A 17,428-nucleotide genomic window follows, 5' to 3' on the forward strand; every position below is an offset into this window, starting at 1 on the left:
CGGTTTATATATAATATAATTACTATAGTGAATTTTTTATAAAAAGCCTAGGTGAAAACTTAGGCTTATTTTAATTAAGAAGGAATTAGCTCAAGGGAAAGATAGTTTAAGAGATACAATTTAATATTCAATATCAACCTCCTCAAAATTGAGGGGGTTGTTTTCATATAAGTAAAGAGTGGTATTGTCTATTTACCACTCTTTTGTAAATTTATTTACAGTAATATTATATTTAGTTAGTATAAGCCTCCCCCTCTTTTAGGGATAATCTCAATCCCTAAATGCTCCTATTAACATACCTGCTTTACAGCAGTGCGGTAATAGTGATTATAGTCTTGGGATAAAGTAAAGCCCATGGATGTGAAAAGCTAGAATTTAATTTCGGAGAATCCAAATCTGGATTATCAAAACTATGAACCTTATGATTGCATAAAGGAGCGCATACTTTATTGGCTTTTGATATGGTCCGCATTAATATTGAAACTCTTCGTATAAGGTTTATAAGCAAGATAAAGCAGAAAATGTATAAAGCGAAGCTCAATTAAGGGCTCTTTTTTCGCATATAAATAAAAGCTTAAGGAAGTCTAAAAAAGGCTGCCTATTATTTTAACAGGAGGGGTAAAATGAATAGTTCAATAAAACAAGATTTAGTATATGCCCAAGGTTATAACGATGGATACAGAGAGGGGTTCAATGCGGCATTGGCTATATTTAACAAACAATTGATGGCAGCCGAACAACAAAAGCATGTACAGATTTTAATAAAAACATCAAATGAGGATTTGCCATTTATAAGGGAGGTGTGAAAACAATGCCAGCAGGCAGACCAAGAAAATATAAAACAGCAAAGGCAATAGAAAAAGCAATAGAATATTATTTTGACAGTATAACCAAAACAGAATTAGCTTTTGAGAATATCCTTACAGGCTACGAAGATGAAGAAAAAACAAAGCCTATATATAACAAAATACCTTTGCTTAATAATGCCGGCGAACAGATAAAAACAACTATTTATTTTGAAAATCCCTCCATATTAGGAATGTGCGCGCATATGGGAATAGACAGAGCTACACTGCTAAGGTATGAGCAGGAGCAAGAATATTGCAACACAATAAAAAAAGCCAAAGAAAAAATAGAGAAATACCTCGAAGAAAAGCTATATAGGCACGAGCAGGTAACGGGCATTATATTTAATCTTAAGAATAACTTTGGATGGAAAGATAAGACGGAAGTGGAACAAAATATATCTGGAGACATAAACGTAAACATAAAAGTAGTAGAGTAGATTGCGCAAAAGGATTGTTTAGTGCAAAGTATAAAGGGTTGATGTTATGGACTTAAACCTAGAGATTACAAAGCCTCAGGAGGCATTTATAAACGCAAAAGAGGACGAGGTATTGTACGGAGGTGCAGCAGGTGGGGGTAAAAGCTACGGGCAGCTTATAGATGCTCTATTATATGCCCTTAAATATAAAAGCAGCAGACAACTAATATTAAGGCGTACATTCCCTGAGCTTGATAGGTCGCTTATTATTACCAGTTTAGACTTATACCCTCAAAGCGTGGCTAAATATAATCAGTCTAAGCATATATGGCAGTTTAACAATAAGTCCATTATAGAGTTTGGCTACTGTGACAATGAGGCCGATGTAACAAAATATCAATCAGCAGAGTATGACGTAATCAGATTCGATGAGCTTACTCATTTTACCGAGTATCAATATACCTATTTATTGTCCCGCCTTAGAGGGGCAAACAATAACCCTAAGCAGGTCAAGAGCACAACCAACCCGGGCGGAGTAGGGCATGTATGGGTTAAGGGAAGGTTTATTGATAACCACATACCAAAGCAGACATTTAAGATAGGCAACAATACAGGGGTGTTTATTCCTGCAAAGGTGCAGGATAATAAGTTTTTAATGGAGGCAGACCCAGAGTATATTAAAAGATTGGAGCAATTGCCGGAGGCAGATAAAAAGGCATTATTAGAGGGCAATTGGGATATATTCGAGGGGATATATTTTACAGAGTACAACCGAGATATCCATGTAATAGAGCCTTTTATTATACCTGACCATTGGCATAGGTTTACTGCAAAGGACTATGGATTAGACATGCTTGCACAGCTATGGTTTACCATAGACACCTACAACAATGTATATGCCTATAAAGAGCTGCATGAGAGCGATTTAATCGTCTCAGAGGCCGCTAGACGCATTAAAGAGGTAAACGGGGATGATAAGATACTTGCTAAGTATGCTCCGCCTGATTTGGATAATAGGCAAAAAGATACAGGCAAAAGCATCTTCGATATATTTCGGGAGCATGGAGAGTATTTGATTAAAGCAGACAATAGGCGCGTAGATGGCTGGATGGCAGTTAAAGAGTGGATTAAGCCATATGAGACAAGAGACATAGTGACAGGACAGCCAGTCATAACAAGCCGGCTAAAGATATTCAGCAATTGCGTAAACCTTACCCGCTGTCTTCCCCAGGTGCAGCGGGACGAAAAGAACCCCAATGATGTAGCCACAGAGCCGCACGAGCTTACGCATATAGTAGATGCTTTAAGATACTTCTGTATTATGCGTCAAAGGCCATCAGCAGAGCCTAAAAAGCTGCAGGATGATTTCTTCAACCGGGGTGACAGGCGAGATGTAAATATTACGGGTGGTGAGCCAGATATGTCTTACATCAATTACGGTGCATAATATACAGTTTATAGGCTGTATAAATATAAAATAAAACGTATAAAACCTGTATAAAAAAGTTATAAAAACATAAAAAGTATCAAAAATTACGTAGGTTATACTTTTAAAAAGCCTAAAATAGATAAAATTGGGCTTATTTTTATGCAAAGATTTCATAAAAGAGATATTTAACGAAGAGTATTAAAGGGATTAGGTACGAAAGAACTAACAGGTATTTTAGGAGCAATTATGAAATTCCAATCAGACATAAATATTCTTGATGAAAGGTTGCGGTTTTTTATGGCCAAACTTCCTCAAGAAGACCATCTTCAAAGACAAGAAGAAATGTATCCAAACAGGGCCTTTTAAATAGGGCCCCTTTAATTTTACATAAAAGAAAGACTAACTATTAAAAGTCAAGCCCGTAAATGAGGAGGAATGCAAAAAACAGATGCTTCAAAAAAGGTATAGCAAAGCAGACGTCTGCTAAGACGCCACTCAAGCTATCGTGAGAAAATCAGGCTGCCGGACGATAAGGTTTTCCGGATTTCTCCAAGGCATAGATGAGCCGTACCAGTTTCTTGGCAGTGTGGGAAATAGCAACATTGTAGTGCTTGCCTTCTGAGCGTTTTTTTGCAAGATAGGCAGAAAAGGTTGTATCCCAATGGCAAACGTATTTGGTGGCGTTAAAGATGGCAAACCGCAGATACCTGGAACCGCGCTTCTCCATATGGGCATAGCAGTTGGTAAGCTGTCCGGATTGGTATGTAGAGGGTGAAAGACCGGCGTAAGCCAGGATTTTGTCCGGAGAATCAAACCGTGAGAAGTCTCCTACTTCGGCCAGAATCATAGCCCCCATTCTAGTGCTGATGCCCGGAATCGTGGTAATAGGCGAATCAAGCTCGTCCATAATGCGTTGGATGGCGGACTCGATTTCTTCAATCTCAGCATCCAATTCACGGATGAGGCGAATCGTATGTCGGAGTTCCAAAGACTTTGCCGGCATCACGGAACCGATGGAGACTTTTGCGGCCTCCCGGATAGATAAGGCAGTATCCCGGCTGTAACGGCCTTTTGAAGCGTCATGGAGAACGGATTTCAAATGTGTCAGATGCGCCTGAGCAATCTGCTTTGCTCCGGGAAACTCGTCGAGCAGCGCATAAACAGAGGTCATATGGAGCGTTGTTACCAGCTTCTCCAACTCTGGGAACAGGATACACACCAATCTGGAAATAGATTGCTTGAGTTTGGCCCGCTCACGAACCTTGTCAAAACGGTATCTTGTGAGTGACTTTAGTTCCTCGTTGTGATAAACTGTGTCTGTGTAGGGCTTGAGGCCCACATCAGACATGAGCATAGCTGCAATCGTTCGAGCATCGACACGGTCGGTCTTTGTCTTTCTGAGGCTGAGACTTTTCCGATACAAGTTGGTGTGCAAGGGATTTAGGACATAGGTGGGAAGACCGTTGTCAAGAAGAAACCCGAGAATGTTGTAGCTGTAGTGTCCGGTTGCCTCAAGTCCTACTTTTATTTTGTCTTGAGTTGTGGAGCAAGCCTGAATCTTTTGTATCAGGCAGTGGAAACCCTCCATATTGTTGGGAATGGTAAAAACATCCTCTAGGACTTCACCTTCCGAGTTGATGATGAAGCAGTCGTGCTTGTCCTTAGCGACATCAATTCCAACACAAATCATAGTAAAAACCTCCGACGGTATATATTCGATGCTGCTTTGTCCACAGAACACTTTGCTCTTGTAACCTTGTTCTAAATAAACCGTCTGGCGGTATCTAACTGATTAACAATACTGCAAAGGGCTGTGGTTGGAGCCTTTCTTGAACCATCTTGTGGTAGGAGGAAAATACCAATCCACAGCATCCCTTACAGTGTATCACATTGCCCTTGGAGAGGGGCTCTAATAACTACTACTCTATAATACAAGGAGGAAACACTATGGCAACATATACAAGCGAACAATATTTAAAAGCAAAGGACTCGCTAAGAGATAGTAAGGGCAATTTACCGTCAGGTTGGGGCCTTGCCGTCGATAAGATATTGGCAGACCCAACATATAAGGCTCCTTCATCCGGGAGCGATTCAAGCAAAATAACATATGGTTCCGGTGGGAATTACACTGTAGATTCCGGTAAAAGTAAAACCACCAAGGACAGCAAAGGCAGCACAATAAGCAGTGAAGTAGCACAGGGCAGAGTAATCTTGACTGACGGTAACGGGAATACGACCAATCTTCCCGCGAGCGATTCATCAGGGATAAATAACCTTATATCAAAAGGCTGGAAAGTGTCAAGCCAATACGGTGTATATATGGACGGCAGCACAACAAACGGCGGCGGTTCATCCGGTGGAGGATATAGCAGTTCACAAGGCTCAATATTAACCCCTAATGTATCGGGAACTACTTCTTATGATAACTATATTCAACAGCTTAAAGACGCTCAAATAAAGGCAGGAATAGCCGCACTGGACAAAAGCAGGTCTAATGCCCTTGCAAATATATCGTCACAAAGGGCAGACGTGGCACCGAGGTATTACGATTCAAGGAACCAACTATCTACACAATCACAACTTTCCGCTAAAAACTTTGCTGAATATATGGCGCAGAGAGGCACAAGCGCAGGAGCAGGAGCACAGGCAAGCTTATTAAACAATCTAGGCTTGCAGAACAGCATGACAGACTTACAAAATGCACAGAACAGAGAATATGCTGACTTAGATACTCAAAAGACGTTAGCAAACAATGCCTATCAATATGACGTAGCAGCTGTAAAGTCAGGAGCAGAGGCCCAGGCAATGGAACAAATGATTGCGGCACAGCAGCAGGCAGCAGCACAGGCATTGGAGCAGCAGAGGTATCAACAGCAGTTAGCATTATCACAAAGGCAGTGGGAAGCACAGCAACAGCAGCAGTCTCTTGAAAATCAATTCAAACAGACACAGTGGGAAAACACTCTTGCACAACAGGAGTTTTCCAACTACATGGCACAACAAGAATTGGAGTTAGCAAGGCAGAAGGCAGCGAATACAAGCAGTGGCAGCTCACAAAAGCAAACGACACCGCAACAGATGTTAGATTATTATGAGCAGTTATGGAAATTAACCGGAACCGTTCCAACTACAACGGTTAATCAATTTGTTCCTGGAGGGGAGAGAATGGGAATAGCTGGTGCGCCGCAGGCAAGGTATTCAGATAGCGTTCAGCAGGTGCAGCAGAGTTTAATTCCGGGAGTAACCCCAGGGAGTCCATACCCGTTAAGTGAGTCAATACGTAATAGTAATTATAATGCTGCTTTGAACAAAGCAATGGAAATGATGAGTGTTGGTACCAATCCGGAAATGGTAAAAGCGTATGTATCAGGCTCCAATATATCCAGTCAAGAGGCGGCAAATATACTTAACATTTTAGGTATCCCAAGGTAAAGGAGTGGTATAAATGCCTTATACAGCAGAAGACATTGAAAGAATGAGAAAAGGCATGCAGTTTTCGAGCACACAAACAAGCGGTAAGTATACTGCTGATGATATTGAGTTGTTACGAAAAGGGCAGAAGCTGCCTACTCCACAGGCACAAGTCGCCCAAAACGTTCCTATGCCGCAAGTACAGGAGTCTCCTAAAATACCGGTGCCGACATCTGCAAATGTTAATCAAAATAACGTTAACCCTTTAGGAGCAGGTTTTATGAAGGGTGTGGTTGAATCTAATAAAGGGTTGTTAAGCATACCAAAGTTGGCTTATAAAGGCGTTTCCACGTTAACCGATTTAGTAACGCCTGATAGTTGGTATAAGCCTGAGAATGATTTGTTATTAAAGGCTCTTGATAAAGGCGTTAAATATTATGATACAGCTTCACAGGAGTATGATAAACAGATGCAAGGGGCAGGTATAGGCGAAAATGCGGCTTATAATGTTGCCTCAATGGTACCGCAGGCAATTACTGCAGCAGTTACAAGTAAAATACCATTGCCTAAATTTGGAACTGTAGGCGGTTTAGTTAGCAATGTTACACAACCAGTAACGCAGGCTGTAACAAATATATTGCCTAAAACATTGAACCCAGTAGCAAGAAATTTGCTTCCTGTAATGGCTAAAGAGGGCGTAGAAAACACTTTGGTAGGTGCGGGAATTGACTTAGCCGCAGAAAGAAGCCCATCGGAAATGGCTAGGAATGCACTAGGGAATTTTGGATTTGGGGCCGGATTTGCAGGGCTGCTTAATCTCCCGGGAGCAATAAAGTCCGCAAAGGCTCTCCCTATTCCTGAAATATCTACTTCTAAAAAAGATATTCCGGATTTAATCCCTAAGACAACACCGGACGCTTCACAGCGAATACCTATGCCAGATACACCTGGAACGAAGATAGATGCTCCAGAAATAAAGAATTCAGTAATGGCAGAAAATACGGGCATGCCAGGAAGCATACCTTCAAAAAATGCTTTTTCATTTGAGAAAAGTTTCCCTATGGGTACAGAGGTTCAGTATACTGACCCGTTATCTTTTAAAAATAAAAAAATAACAGGTAAGGTAATAGGCTATAAAACCAATCCTATTACTGGAGATTTATTTGCAGAGATAGATACAGGGCTGCCTACTGCTAATGGGAAAGGTAACTATATAGGATATGCTGGATTAGTAAACGACATAGAGGTTTTAAATAATCCACTATCAAAAGTCTCAAATAATACTCCAATAATTACAGAAGGCATAAATATGCCAAGGAAAACCTCATCTTCTATGGATATGCCCAATGTAAAGGTTTTAGAAATTGATAGCGACGCCCCTATTCATGACAAGGCAAATAAGGAACGCGGTTTTTCAAAGAATGTAAGGACCGACTTGAACATGGAAGATGAGATAAGAAAGAACTTTGATAGTGATCCTCTTTTTTATGAACAACTTGCAAACGAAACTACCCTTGATAAAGCACAGGTCATCTTTAACAGAGGCTATGATTTTGCAAGAAGTTACTGGATGGACACATCAAGAAAGTTTGACCCTTCCGACGTGCCACTGTCCCGGATGATAGCGAACGAAGCCATAAGACAAGGTGATACTGCTTTTGCAAGGGATGTTATCACAACTACAGCCGAAAGACTAACACAGGCAGGGCAGTTTTCACAGGCCGCAAAGATATTAAGGGATAGTGACCCAGGGACATTCGATATATTCCTGCAGAAACAGATTAACAAACTCAACATTGAAGGTGCGAAGCAGTACGGCAAGAAGTGGAACAATATACAGTTGACTGATGGAGAATTAAACCTTATAAGTGGCATGGCAAACCTTGATGATGCAGGCAAAGAAAAGATGATGGAAAGTATTTACGATAGGATAAATAAACAAATACCATCGACTATTACAGAAAAAGTAGACGCATGGCGAAGAATGGCTATGTTGCTCAATCCAAGAACGCATTTAAAAAATGTAACTGGCAATATAATAATGATGGCCATGCGAAAAGCTTCTGACACCGGAGCCGCAGCGCTCGAAAAGCTTGCCGGGCTAAAACCTGGAGAAAGAACAAAATCTTTCTTATGGAGCAGAAATAAAAATATAGTTGATATGGTTAATGCTGATTGGAATGCAAGTAAAGCCGATTTATTGGGTGAAGGGCGATATGACATAGGCAGTCTTAATTTTATGAACAAGAATAAACCTATATTTAACAAAGGGTTTGCTACTAAAATTGCAGAAAAGGTATTAGGAAAAGAGTTTGATAAAGGGATACTTGAAGCTGTAAACCAATTCAGTAAAGATGCTTTAAATGCTGGTGATGTACCTTTTTTAGAAAGAGCTTACAAAGATTCTCTAGGTCAATATATGCAAGCAAATAAACTAACGCAAGTAACGAATCAGGCAAAAGAATATGCTACACGCAGAGCCTATGAAGCAACATTTAAACAAGTCAATATACTAAATGATTTTATAAATAAAGCCAAGAAGCTAAAAGGAATTGGACTACTTGTCGAAGCTGTATTCCCGTTTAGTAAAACACCAACCAATATAACAATGAGGGCTATAGAATATTCGCCAGTAGGTTTAATAAAGGCACTTTATAGCAAAGCAGCTGGAAAAACTACTGCTGATGTAATCGAAGATTTAGCAAAAGGTATGACAGGAACTGCTGTGGCTGCTCTTGGATTTCTATTAGCTTCTCTTGGATGGGCTAGAAGTGGAAGAAGTAATAGTAAAAACGCAGAGGCAATATTAAGCCAAGCAGGAGAACAGCCTTATAGTATAATCACCCCACATGGGAGCTATACTTTTGATTGGGCGCAGCCTACAGCTTCTACATTTGCATTGGGAGTAACTTTCTTTGAAGAATTAGACAAATATGATGAAATAAATATAGAAAGTATTACTAACGCAATAGCTGCAGGCGGAGATACAATATTCAATATGTCAATGCTACAAAATATTAAAGAATTACTTGGTGGCGGTTATGGGAGCCCTACAGAAAAAATAATGGGACTGCCGGTGACATATATTGAACAAACCTTTCCTGCTATCTTAGGGCAGACAGCCAGGACTGTAGACGATACAAGAAGAAGCACATATGACCCTGATCCTTTAAAAGCATTTACTAATGAATTAAAAGCTAAAACTCCTGGATTATCAAAAACCCTTGAGCCTAGACTTGATATATTTGGCAATGAGCAAAGGCAAGGAGGGGCATTTCAACAGTTTGTAAATCCTGGGTACTATAAAGAAAAATCTACGGATATAGTTACAAATGAGCTTGCTAGGATCTATAAAAGCACAAAGGAAACAAGTTTATTACCTAAATTGGCACCTTATAAGTTTACTTCCGGAGGCAAAGAGATTAAATTAACTGCTCAAGAAGTTACGCAATTTCAAAGGACCATGGGGCAAAAAAACTATACAGAAATAAACAGGCTTATTAATTCAGGACAGTATAAATACATGAACGACAGCGACAAAGCAAAAGTATTAAGAAAGATAGTGGATAGCAATTACGATTATGCAAAGCAGGAAGTATTACAACAAAAGAATATATTGCCAAAATTGTCAATACAAAGGTAAAATAAGGTTAGATTACATCCGTCAAATGTAATCTAACTATTTTATTCATAGGAGATTATCAAATATGGGTGATATATTCTCTGTATTAGTTGGTTCTGCTGCGGTATTTATTGGTCTGATAATATTAATGAATATATGGTTGCCGATTATAGATAGGTTGAGAAAAAAAGAAGAAATCAAGATAAACCGCATCACCTATATTATTATTGGGGTAGTTTCAATTGTATTCTACGTTATCTATGAGGTATATGAGGCTAGAAAGATTTATGAACCACAACCATTGGATACAATCACATATTCAGGTCCATTAAGTATTATTTTTTCAGTTATATATGTTTTTATAATAGGCTTTGTCTTAACATATATAGTAACCTTGTTCATATTATTTGTTTTTAAAAAAGGTGATAAACATAAAAGTCATATTCACCTTATTTCCCTTTTCGTGGCAATGTTGGCAGTGTTTTGTTATTTTGGCGGAAACAAAAAAATAGATAGTTGGTTCGCCAGAGATAAGTATATAACCACATATAATGTAAATGTTTCGTCGGAAGAGTTCGAAGATAAAGTTTACAAATTAAAAGCTGACATAAGGGTTAATAACGGCAATGTATTTTCATTGGGTGAAAAAGATGTAAGCATTTTAAAAGTTTATTTATCAAATGGCGAGCATTTAATTCCTCAAGACCAAGATAATTACGATTTTATTGGGGATAAAAGCATTAGAATAAAAGACCAATACGGTAAGCGATGGCAGGTAGAAATACCGTAAAGTTTTAAAAATAACAATTAGAGACTTGGTTGATTTTATATATAATATACCAGAGATTAGTGGGCTAATTCAAATAATACCAGGTATAATAGGAATATTAGCAACATTGTCTGGAGCGTATTATTCAATAATGTTTATAATATTTAGCCATCATTATTATTACTACGAAAAGACAGTACAAAACAGCAGAATATAAATTAAAGAACAAAGCCTTGGATGAATGGTCCGGGCTTTTTATATATTCTCAAAGGAGCTAAAGGCTCTTTTTTTATACTCGGAATAAGGAACATAAGGCATCATAAATGGCCAATTACGTCATAAAAAATTATAGAAAGGCACCTGATAATCTATTTAAAGCAAAAAGGCGGATATCAAATATACCACCCATTAAAAAAGATATAACCTTACTATTAGATTTTAACATATAAAACGGAGGGTATATATGACAAATGAAGATTTAATAAATGAATATAGAAGAGGGAATAGAGATGCATTAAATACACTTATAGAGAACAATATGGGCTTAGTTAAAATGGCTGCCAATAGATATCTTTTTAATGGAAAATATGAATTTGACGACTTGGTTCAAGAGGGATGTATAGGGTTGATGAAGGCGGTTGATAAGTTTAATCCGGATTTAGATAATCCAGCATCATTCAGTACATATGCTGTTTATTGGATTAATTCTAAACTAAGCCGGTATACCAAAAAAAACAATTATGATGCCACCTCTCTGTCTGTACCTATCAATGATGAAGAAGACGGGACGCTAATGGACCTTATACCGGATAACAGCCCCGGACCGGAAGAAATAGAAGAGGAAAAGGATTTTAAAAGGCATTTATGCCGTAGAGTATCGGACGCTATAGATAAAACCCTTACCCTAAGAGAGAGGGAGATCGTAAAGATGCGATATGGATTAAATGGTCCCTGTACAACACCTGAAAAAATAGGTGAAATATTTAATTGCCCAAAAGAAAACATCAAGCATCAGGAAAACCGTTCTCTTCGCAAATTAAGGAGCTGCTCTATTATATTGGTATTACGAAAAGAATTACATTTAGATAGTTCTATGAGGGATATCCCTAGAGGAGACTTTAATACAGAAAAATCAGCGATATATGAAGTCAGTAGATATGAGAAATTAACGAAAAATACATCATTCAAACCTATTGACAATAATCCTTTTGATAAGTGGTATGCGAACCTACATAAGCAGAGAGCATCCTTAAGTAGGGAACTTGATAAGATAACGGGGAATAATTTTCTATCTTCTTATAACTTCTATGGAAGCCGCTTGAATTATGATAAAACAATAGAAAAACAGGTGCAGATTCAGAAGCAGATAAACAATATAGATAAGACAATAGATGCAGTTAAATTCTTTACAGATCAATTAATGATTTATGACTTTGATATATGGGAAATTTTTAAGGGCAGGATTAATTGTGATAAAGAACAGGATAAGCATTGGCGTAAAGTATGTGGCAAAGAGAATTATAGTGACCAGGTAAATAGAGCAATTGAGTATATAAGGAAAGGCCTTGAGATTAATGATATGCAGTATGACTTTTAACCATGCCGTCTGGACTTGTAGGCGGGTTATATTGAAATTCTTAACAAGCAATTGGTAGTGGTCGACTATTTCATTAAAAGTGAGCACTGAAAAAGCAAAGGGAATTACATTGATTTTAACTGACAACAAAATTGTGGTGAGTGATTATTTCATTGAATCTTCTTATAAAGATACAAATGGCAAGGAAAATAAATACTATCTTAAACTTAAAGATTTCCTGGATGATGGAGAAATTAATCAAAGTCAGTAATTAATTTGTGTAAAAATGGCTATAACTCATAGCAGATAATAGGACAAGCATAGGACTTGCAGGATAACACCTGCCCTCTTGTGCAATATGAGGATAAGCCATGTCGTGAGACACGCCAATGTCCTCCTTGGGAGTTGAAGCATGGCCGGGTATGTTCCGGCCGGCTCCCTTTATTAAATAAAATTAATCCACAAGGAGGATTTTAATGTGAGTAGCATTGTATTAAATGACATATATGGTGTGACAGAAAGAAAAGGAATACCTGTAGTGAGCAGCAGAAAAGTTGCTGAGGTGTTTGAAAAAGAACATAAAAATGTTCTTAGAGCCATAAATGATAAAATTGAAAGTGCAAAAGATGATGAATTGGTGGCTCAATTTTGCGCTGCCAATTTCATTGAAAGCGGTTACAAGGATAGGGGCAAAAGATATCCCGAAAGCCTTTTGACAAGGGATGGCTTCACTTTCATATCAATGGGCTTTACAGGTACAAAGGCTGACCGATTTAAAATAGCCTATATAAATCGGTTTAATGAAATGGAATCATTTATCAGAAACTTATTTGAAGTAAAAGCCGAGTTCCCGGAATTCACCGATGCAGTAATGCAGTTGCACGAAGAACCTAAAAATTATCATTTCTCAAATGAAGTTGATATGATAAATAAAATTGTATTGGGCATGTCGGCAAAGAAATTCAAGGAATTAAACAGTCTTGGTGATGTAAAATCTATACGGCCTTATCTAAATAACCAACAGATTGAATGTATAAAAGCCTTACAGAGAATAGATATAGGCTTATGTGTAGCAATTAAAGACTTCCACGAGAGAAAAAGAATCTTACATGAATATTTTAATAATATAGTGCTTAAGAGAATAGCATAGCAATTCCTATACTCCCTTTTCTTATAGAAGCCCCTACTTAATTTGTGGGGGCTCGTTATTGTTTAAACTTGTCCATAACTGGATATAATCTTAATACTTCTTTTTTTCATTACATAACCCCATTATAAAAGTGTCTGCTTTGCTCTGCAGACACTTTTATTTTTTATTTATTCAAATTTATCCATGTATTTACGCGCAAAATCACTATATTCAGCACTAAAAGCATAATGTCTATAAGTCTCTTCCGCTATATCCTGGAATTTGCTAACTTTATCAGAATTATTTGTTATTTTAATAGCATCATGCATTGTTTTATAAATTAACTTTTGGCTTCATCGTGAGGAATTGTTTCATGGCAATGTTACATTTTATTAGAAATATCGAAAAATTTAAGTTATTTTCCTTTTATGTAATCTAAAACAGCCGCTATATCTCTTTGAGAATAATATCCTGGCTTAGTATTTGGTTCAAACACACCATCATATATTGCTTCCTCAAAATATAATCTTGCTTCTTCATACCCAGGTATATGAATTCTTTTAATTATTTCAAGCACTTCTTCATTATTATCAAAATTTCCTTCACTTATATATGATAATAAATCTATTAATCCATCTAGACCCGAAAAATCTTCCAAATCGGTATCAGCAACTATTGCTTTATATTTCTTATAAACTAAATCTTGATTATAAAGGCATTTTCCTCTATGAACAATTCTAATACTTTTATTTCTATAATTACCGTTTTGGTCTTTTACTTCCAGCCATTCAACCCATCCATCTTTAATATTTTCAATTTTTTTCCCGCAATTGTCACAAATCCAAAATTTTGTTTCATTTTGTTTCATAACTTTAATTCCTCCCATAATTTACATTAAAGGGCCTAGAGCCTTCTATGGGATGTTATTTTGGCTCATATCCCTTATTCTGTTGCAAAATTGTCGATAAAATCTTCTAAAGTAGGTAGATTATTTAAGTCAAAACTTATAACGTGCTTGACTGGATAATATCCCCGGATAGGTTCCGCATTATGAAACCTTTCGTCCTCGCTTAGTGGTTTTTCATTAAAACCCTCATAGACTTCATAAGTGTTCTTATCTAAATCTATTACATAAACCCAGTCACATAATGAATTGCTCGCAAAGCTTAAACTATTTTCTAGTATTAAGTCTTTCTCTGTGTTTTGAATTATAGAAAGAATTCCCGAACCGGTATTATCACTATTCTCAGGAAACAGCCTTTCATGTCTTTCTGCTACTACGGAATCTATGTTTTTAATGTCATCGGCTCCGCATTCTTTCCATTGTTGAGTTAATTCTTCGCTTGTGCCGAATCTTATTTTTTCAGCAAGATTCTTTTCAAATAAATCTCTGTCAATATGTTTTGTCAAAAACTCTAATATGCTTACACCCTGGCCTTCTGGATTTCCGTCCCATTGGCCGTATTGGGCAACTTTGTACTGATTGTCCTTGACTACACATATCAAATACCTTGTTCCCACTTAAATATCTCCCTTCATTTCCTTCGAATCCTTTATAGCCTTTCTTTTCATATCTCTATACCAGTCTGCCCGGTCTTTATAACCTAATTTTTTTATAGCTATATCAAGTTTTTCAAGTTCCTCTGCTGTTTCCCGAACTTGAAATCTGCTGTTGTCTACCATACATGTACCTCCTTAACTGTATATACTCTGTACTTTATTTTTTATTTATTTTAATGTTATCACGCATGGAGTACAATTGCAATGCTTAAAATAAATACCAAAATTTCCTAGTTATATATAAATGGAGTGCTTAAGGTGTTTGAGTTAAAATATGAATTTACATGTAATTAGTTTTATAAAAGGAATTTATAAAAACATATAGAATACCATGAGATATGATGTTCCAATAAGTTGTTAGGGGAAGGACACCGAATGAAGAAGATTATAAGCATATTATTACTCACATTTATTATCTTTGTTTCAGGATGCGAGAGCAGTAATACGGGCGATAATAAACAATTGGCAGAGCCGACATCAAGCCCAGCAGCTGCTACTGTATCCGGAGAACTTAAAGTTCACTTTATTGATGTTGGACAGGCTGATAGCATCCTGGTTCGGAATGGCTCCAGCACTATGCTTATTGATGCCGGCAATAATGAGGACAGCAATTTGGTTGTAAACTACATAAGGCAGCAAGGAATAAGTAAAATAGATTATCTCATAGGCACTCATCCCCATGAAGACCACATCGGCGGCCTTGATGCAGTTATAAATAACTTTGATATCGGGACCATATATATGCCGAAAAAAACATCCAATACTCAAACATTCGAGGACGTTGTGACAGCTATAAGAAATAAGGACATGCAAATTACAACCCCAGTACCTGGCGACTCCTTTAAATTAGCGGAGGCGGATTGCACAATATTCGCCCCAAATGGCAGTGATTATGAGGATGTAAACGATTATTCAATTGTACTGAGGCTTGATTATGATGATACGTCATTTTTGTTTACAGGCGACGCAGAGGCCATATCTGAAAGTGAGATGATTAATAAAGGGTATAACCTCGATGTTGATGTGTTAAAGGTAGGCCATCATGGTAGTGATTCCTCAACCTCTGAAGCTTTTTTAAAAGAGGTTAGTCCTGAATATGCAGTAATAAGCGTAGGACAAGGTAATACATATGGGCATCCTACAAATGAGGTATTAACCAGATTTAAAAATGCAGGGGCACAGATATACAGGACAGATAAGTCCGGAACTATTATTGTTACTACAGACGGAGACGATATTAACTTTAATAAGGCAACATCAAACATTGTACCAACATTGGAACCGGAGCAATCAGGGAATAGTAGAATAGTATATTATACTCCTGGCGGAAAATCATATCATTATGATAAAGATTGCTCTACCTTGTCCAGAAGCAAAGATATAAGAGAGTATTATTTACAAGATGTTATAAACTTAGGAAAATCAGACCCATGTGATAGATGCGTACGTTAGGGAGGCATGTCATGAAAGTCATAATTGATAGGTTTGAAGGAAATTATGCTATAGTAGAAATGCCGGGCAGAAAGATGGTCGATATTGAGATAAGTAAAATCCCTGCAGGAGTCAAAGCGGAGGATGTAATAAACATAGCTGATGATAAAATCTCTATTGATGCAACAGAGACGTCAAAGAGGAAAAAGAGAATAGAAGAACTTACAAAGGACCTATGGAAATAAAATATAAGGTTTTTGATTTTAAATATATAGGCTTTGCACAATATATGCAAAGCCTCAGTTTATTTTTATGTTTAAACTTGTCCCGAGGTGTGCATAATCATAATGCTTGATTTTTATACAATATCTCCATTTAAAAGGTTTCGGTGTAATGCCGGGGCTTTTTTATTTTGAAGGAATTAACTGCCTTATATAGAATACTGCAATGTAATCTGTTAAATAACAAATGAACGGGAGGAAAATAGATATGAAGGTTAAAAGAGTGATACAGCAAGCTTTATTAGTATGCTTGATGTTAATTGGAATGTGTTTATTTACGGCAAACGCATTTGCAGCAACAATAGGGCAACAATTAACATCTCCAGAAGCTGGATGGAGAAGATATGATGATACAGATAGCAGAATACAATATATAGGAACTGGATGGACCCTTGGTTCTAATTCTAATTGATATAATGGAACAGCTTCTTATCTTCCATCTGAAGCAACCGTTGAACAAGTTAATAATGCTAAGGTTAAGTTTGAATTTTATGGCAGTAAAGTTAGATTTATAGTAACTGTAAAATAAGAAAGTGTATATAAAAAAAGCAAAAACTATAGTAAAATATAGTTTCTGCCTTCATTTGCAGGATTCCTGAACCCCCGGGCTCCAGGGGAGATAATCTTCAAGGAATTCCGGATATTGTCCGAATATTACACCCGGCAGCTCACTGAAAATATAATGAAGATATTTATACGGATTTAAGCCATTAGCTTTAGCACTTTCAACTATACTGTAAACAGCAGCACTTGCTGCGGCTCCATTTGGACTTCCGCTGAATAACCAATTTTTACGACCAACTGTAAAAGGACGTATACTGTTTTCGGCAAGATTGTTTGAAATGGAACAGTTGCCATCAAGCAAATAATTCATGAATCCCTCTTTATGAGTTAAAGCATAGTAAAAGGCTTCATTAAGCTTGGATTTGGGCATAATTTTGCCTTTGTTCAAATCA

General features: G+C 37.3%; 17 protein-coding genes. 12 read left to right on the plus strand and 5 right to left on the minus strand.

All coding sequences use genetic code 11. The features are described from left to right. The first annotated feature begins 623 nt into the window (after positions 1-623). From OXPF_RS17100 to OXPF_RS17110, 3 genes are read left to right on the plus strand one after another with little or no spacing between them, the layout of a single operon-like run. Positions 624-806, plus strand: coding sequence for a hypothetical protein (locus OXPF_RS17100; protein WP_054876448.1), 183 nt, complete (start codon positions 624-626; stop codon positions 804-806). A gap of 5 nt (positions 807-811) precedes the next feature. Beyond that, positions 812-1,285, plus strand: coding sequence for a terminase small subunit (locus OXPF_RS17105; protein WP_054876449.1), 474 nt, complete (start codon positions 812-814; stop codon positions 1,283-1,285). Positions 1,286-1,331: 46 nt separating this feature from the next. Then, positions 1,332-2,711 carry a phage terminase large subunit gene (locus tag OXPF_RS17110; RefSeq protein WP_054876450.1) on the plus strand — a complete coding sequence of 460 codons (1,380 nt, stop codon included), beginning with the start codon at positions 1,332-1,334 and terminating at the stop codon, positions 2,709-2,711. Between the two features lie 496 nt (positions 2,712-3,207). Here the strand turns inward: OXPF_RS17110 and OXPF_RS17115 are convergent, their stop codons facing one another. Next, positions 3,208-4,383: an IS110 family RNA-guided transposase gene (locus OXPF_RS17115; protein WP_054876451.1), complete on the minus strand. Its 1,176-nt coding sequence runs from the start codon at positions 4,381-4,383 to the stop codon at positions 3,208-3,210. A 257-nt stretch (positions 4,384-4,640) separates the two neighbouring features. Between OXPF_RS17115 and OXPF_RS17120 the strand changes: the two genes are divergently transcribed. The 6 genes from OXPF_RS17120 (at position 4,641) to OXPF_RS17140 (ending at position 13,221) form a co-directional block, all read left to right on the plus strand. Next, positions 4,641-6,125 (plus strand): hypothetical protein, encoded by a 1,485-nt coding sequence (locus OXPF_RS17120; protein WP_054876452.1) that lies wholly within the window; start codon positions 4,641-4,643, stop codon positions 6,123-6,125. A 13-nt stretch (positions 6,126-6,138) separates the two neighbouring features. Then, positions 6,139-9,747 carry a hypothetical protein gene (locus tag OXPF_RS17125; protein ID WP_054876453.1) on the plus strand — a complete coding sequence of 1,203 codons (3,609 nt, stop codon included), beginning with the start codon at positions 6,139-6,141 and terminating at the stop codon, positions 9,745-9,747. A gap of 64 nt (positions 9,748-9,811) precedes the next feature. After that, positions 9,812-10,516 carry a hypothetical protein gene (locus OXPF_RS17130; protein ID WP_054876454.1) on the plus strand — a complete coding sequence of 235 codons (705 nt, stop codon included), beginning with the start codon at positions 9,812-9,814 and terminating at the stop codon, positions 10,514-10,516. A 442-nt stretch (positions 10,517-10,958) separates the two neighbouring features. Continuing rightward, entirely contained in the window at positions 10,959-12,092 is a 1,134-nt protein-coding gene (locus tag OXPF_RS17135) for a sigma-70 family RNA polymerase sigma factor (protein WP_054876455.1), read from the plus strand. A gap of 79 nt (positions 12,093-12,171) precedes the next feature. Then, positions 12,172-12,342: a hypothetical protein gene (locus OXPF_RS22180; RefSeq protein WP_201779739.1), complete on the plus strand. Its 171-nt coding sequence runs from the start codon at positions 12,172-12,174 to the stop codon at positions 12,340-12,342. 207 nt (positions 12,343-12,549) lie between these two features. Continuing rightward, complete coding sequence (locus OXPF_RS17140) at positions 12,550-13,221, plus strand: Rha family transcriptional regulator (protein ID WP_054876456.1); 672 nt, start codon at positions 12,550-12,552, stop codon at positions 13,219-13,221. A 394-nt stretch (positions 13,222-13,615) separates the two neighbouring features. On the opposite strand, the gene OXPF_RS17145 is transcribed toward OXPF_RS17140, so the two are convergent. Genes OXPF_RS17145 through OXPF_RS22625 form a run of 3 tightly spaced genes read right to left on the minus strand, consistent with a single transcriptional unit; the run spans position 13,616 to position 14,883 of the window. Further along, positions 13,616-14,086, minus strand: coding sequence for a hypothetical protein (locus tag OXPF_RS17145; RefSeq protein ID WP_160317253.1), 471 nt, complete (start codon positions 14,084-14,086; stop codon positions 13,616-13,618). Positions 14,087-14,142: 56 nt separating this feature from the next. Beyond that, positions 14,143-14,721: a hypothetical protein gene (locus tag OXPF_RS17150; protein ID WP_054876458.1), complete on the minus strand. Its 579-nt coding sequence runs from the start codon at positions 14,719-14,721 to the stop codon at positions 14,143-14,145. Then, positions 14,722-14,883: a hypothetical protein gene (locus tag OXPF_RS22625; RefSeq protein ID WP_160317254.1), complete on the minus strand. Its 162-nt coding sequence runs from the start codon at positions 14,881-14,883 to the stop codon at positions 14,722-14,724. Positions 14,884-15,135: 252 nt separating this feature from the next. On the opposite strand from OXPF_RS22625, the gene OXPF_RS17155 reads away from it, so the two are divergent. From OXPF_RS17155 to OXPF_RS17165, 3 genes are all read left to right on the plus strand, one after another. Further along, positions 15,136-16,212 carry a ComEC/Rec2 family competence protein gene (locus tag OXPF_RS17155; protein WP_054876459.1) on the plus strand — a complete coding sequence of 359 codons (1,077 nt, stop codon included), beginning with the start codon at positions 15,136-15,138 and terminating at the stop codon, positions 16,210-16,212. An 11-nt stretch (positions 16,213-16,223) separates the two neighbouring features. Beyond that, positions 16,224-16,436, plus strand: a complete 213-nt coding sequence (locus OXPF_RS17160; RefSeq protein WP_054876460.1) for a DUF3006 domain-containing protein — start codon at positions 16,224-16,226, stop codon at positions 16,434-16,436. 244 nt (positions 16,437-16,680) lie between these two features. Then, a complete protein-coding gene (locus OXPF_RS17165; protein ID WP_054876461.1) occupies positions 16,681-16,884 on the plus strand; it encodes a hypothetical protein in 204 nt (67 codons plus the stop codon). Between the two features lie 168 nt (positions 16,885-17,052). Here the strand turns inward: OXPF_RS17165 and OXPF_RS17170 are convergent. After that, positions 17,053-17,428, minus strand: a 376-nt coding sequence (locus OXPF_RS17170; RefSeq protein ID WP_152967794.1) for an IS66 family transposase, incomplete at its 5' end; no start/stop codon positions are given.

It is taken from the genome of Oxobacter pfennigii (genome assembly GCF_001317355.1).
In the GTDB taxonomy this organism is placed as follows: domain Bacteria; phylum Bacillota; class Clostridia; order Clostridiales; family Oxobacteraceae; genus Oxobacter; species Oxobacter pfennigii.

Coding starts and splice junctions, on each gene's coding strand:
- OXPF_RS17100 (WP_054876448.1), top strand. CDS start 624: ATGAATAGTTCAATAAAACAAGATTTAGTATATGCCCAAGGTTATAAC.
- OXPF_RS17105 (WP_054876449.1), top strand. CDS start 812: ATGCCAGCAGGCAGACCAAGAAAATATAAAACAGCAAAGGCAATAGAA.
- OXPF_RS17110 (WP_054876450.1), top strand. CDS start 1,332: ATGGACTTAAACCTAGAGATTACAAAGCCTCAGGAGGCATTTATAAAC.
- OXPF_RS17115 (WP_054876451.1), bottom strand. CDS start 4,383: ATGATTTGTGTTGGAATTGATGTCGCTAAGGACAAGCACGACTGCTTC.
- OXPF_RS17120 (WP_054876452.1), top strand. CDS start 4,641: ATGGCAACATATACAAGCGAACAATATTTAAAAGCAAAGGACTCGCTA.
- OXPF_RS17125 (WP_054876453.1), top strand. CDS start 6,139: ATGCCTTATACAGCAGAAGACATTGAAAGAATGAGAAAAGGCATGCAG.
- OXPF_RS17130 (WP_054876454.1), top strand. CDS start 9,812: ATGGGTGATATATTCTCTGTATTAGTTGGTTCTGCTGCGGTATTTATT.
- OXPF_RS17135 (WP_054876455.1), top strand. CDS start 10,959: ATGACAAATGAAGATTTAATAAATGAATATAGAAGAGGGAATAGAGAT.
- OXPF_RS17145 (WP_160317253.1), bottom strand. CDS start 14,086: ATGGGAGGAATTAAAGTTATGAAACAAAATGAAACAAAATTTTGGATT.
- OXPF_RS22625 (WP_160317254.1), bottom strand. CDS start 14,883: ATGGTAGACAACAGCAGATTTCAAGTTCGGGAAACAGCAGAGGAACTT.
- OXPF_RS17155 (WP_054876459.1), top strand. CDS start 15,136: ATGAAGAAGATTATAAGCATATTATTACTCACATTTATTATCTTTGTT.
- OXPF_RS17160 (WP_054876460.1), top strand. CDS start 16,224: ATGAAAGTCATAATTGATAGGTTTGAAGGAAATTATGCTATAGTAGAA.
- OXPF_RS17165 (WP_054876461.1), top strand. CDS start 16,681: ATGAAGGTTAAAAGAGTGATACAGCAAGCTTTATTAGTATGCTTGATG.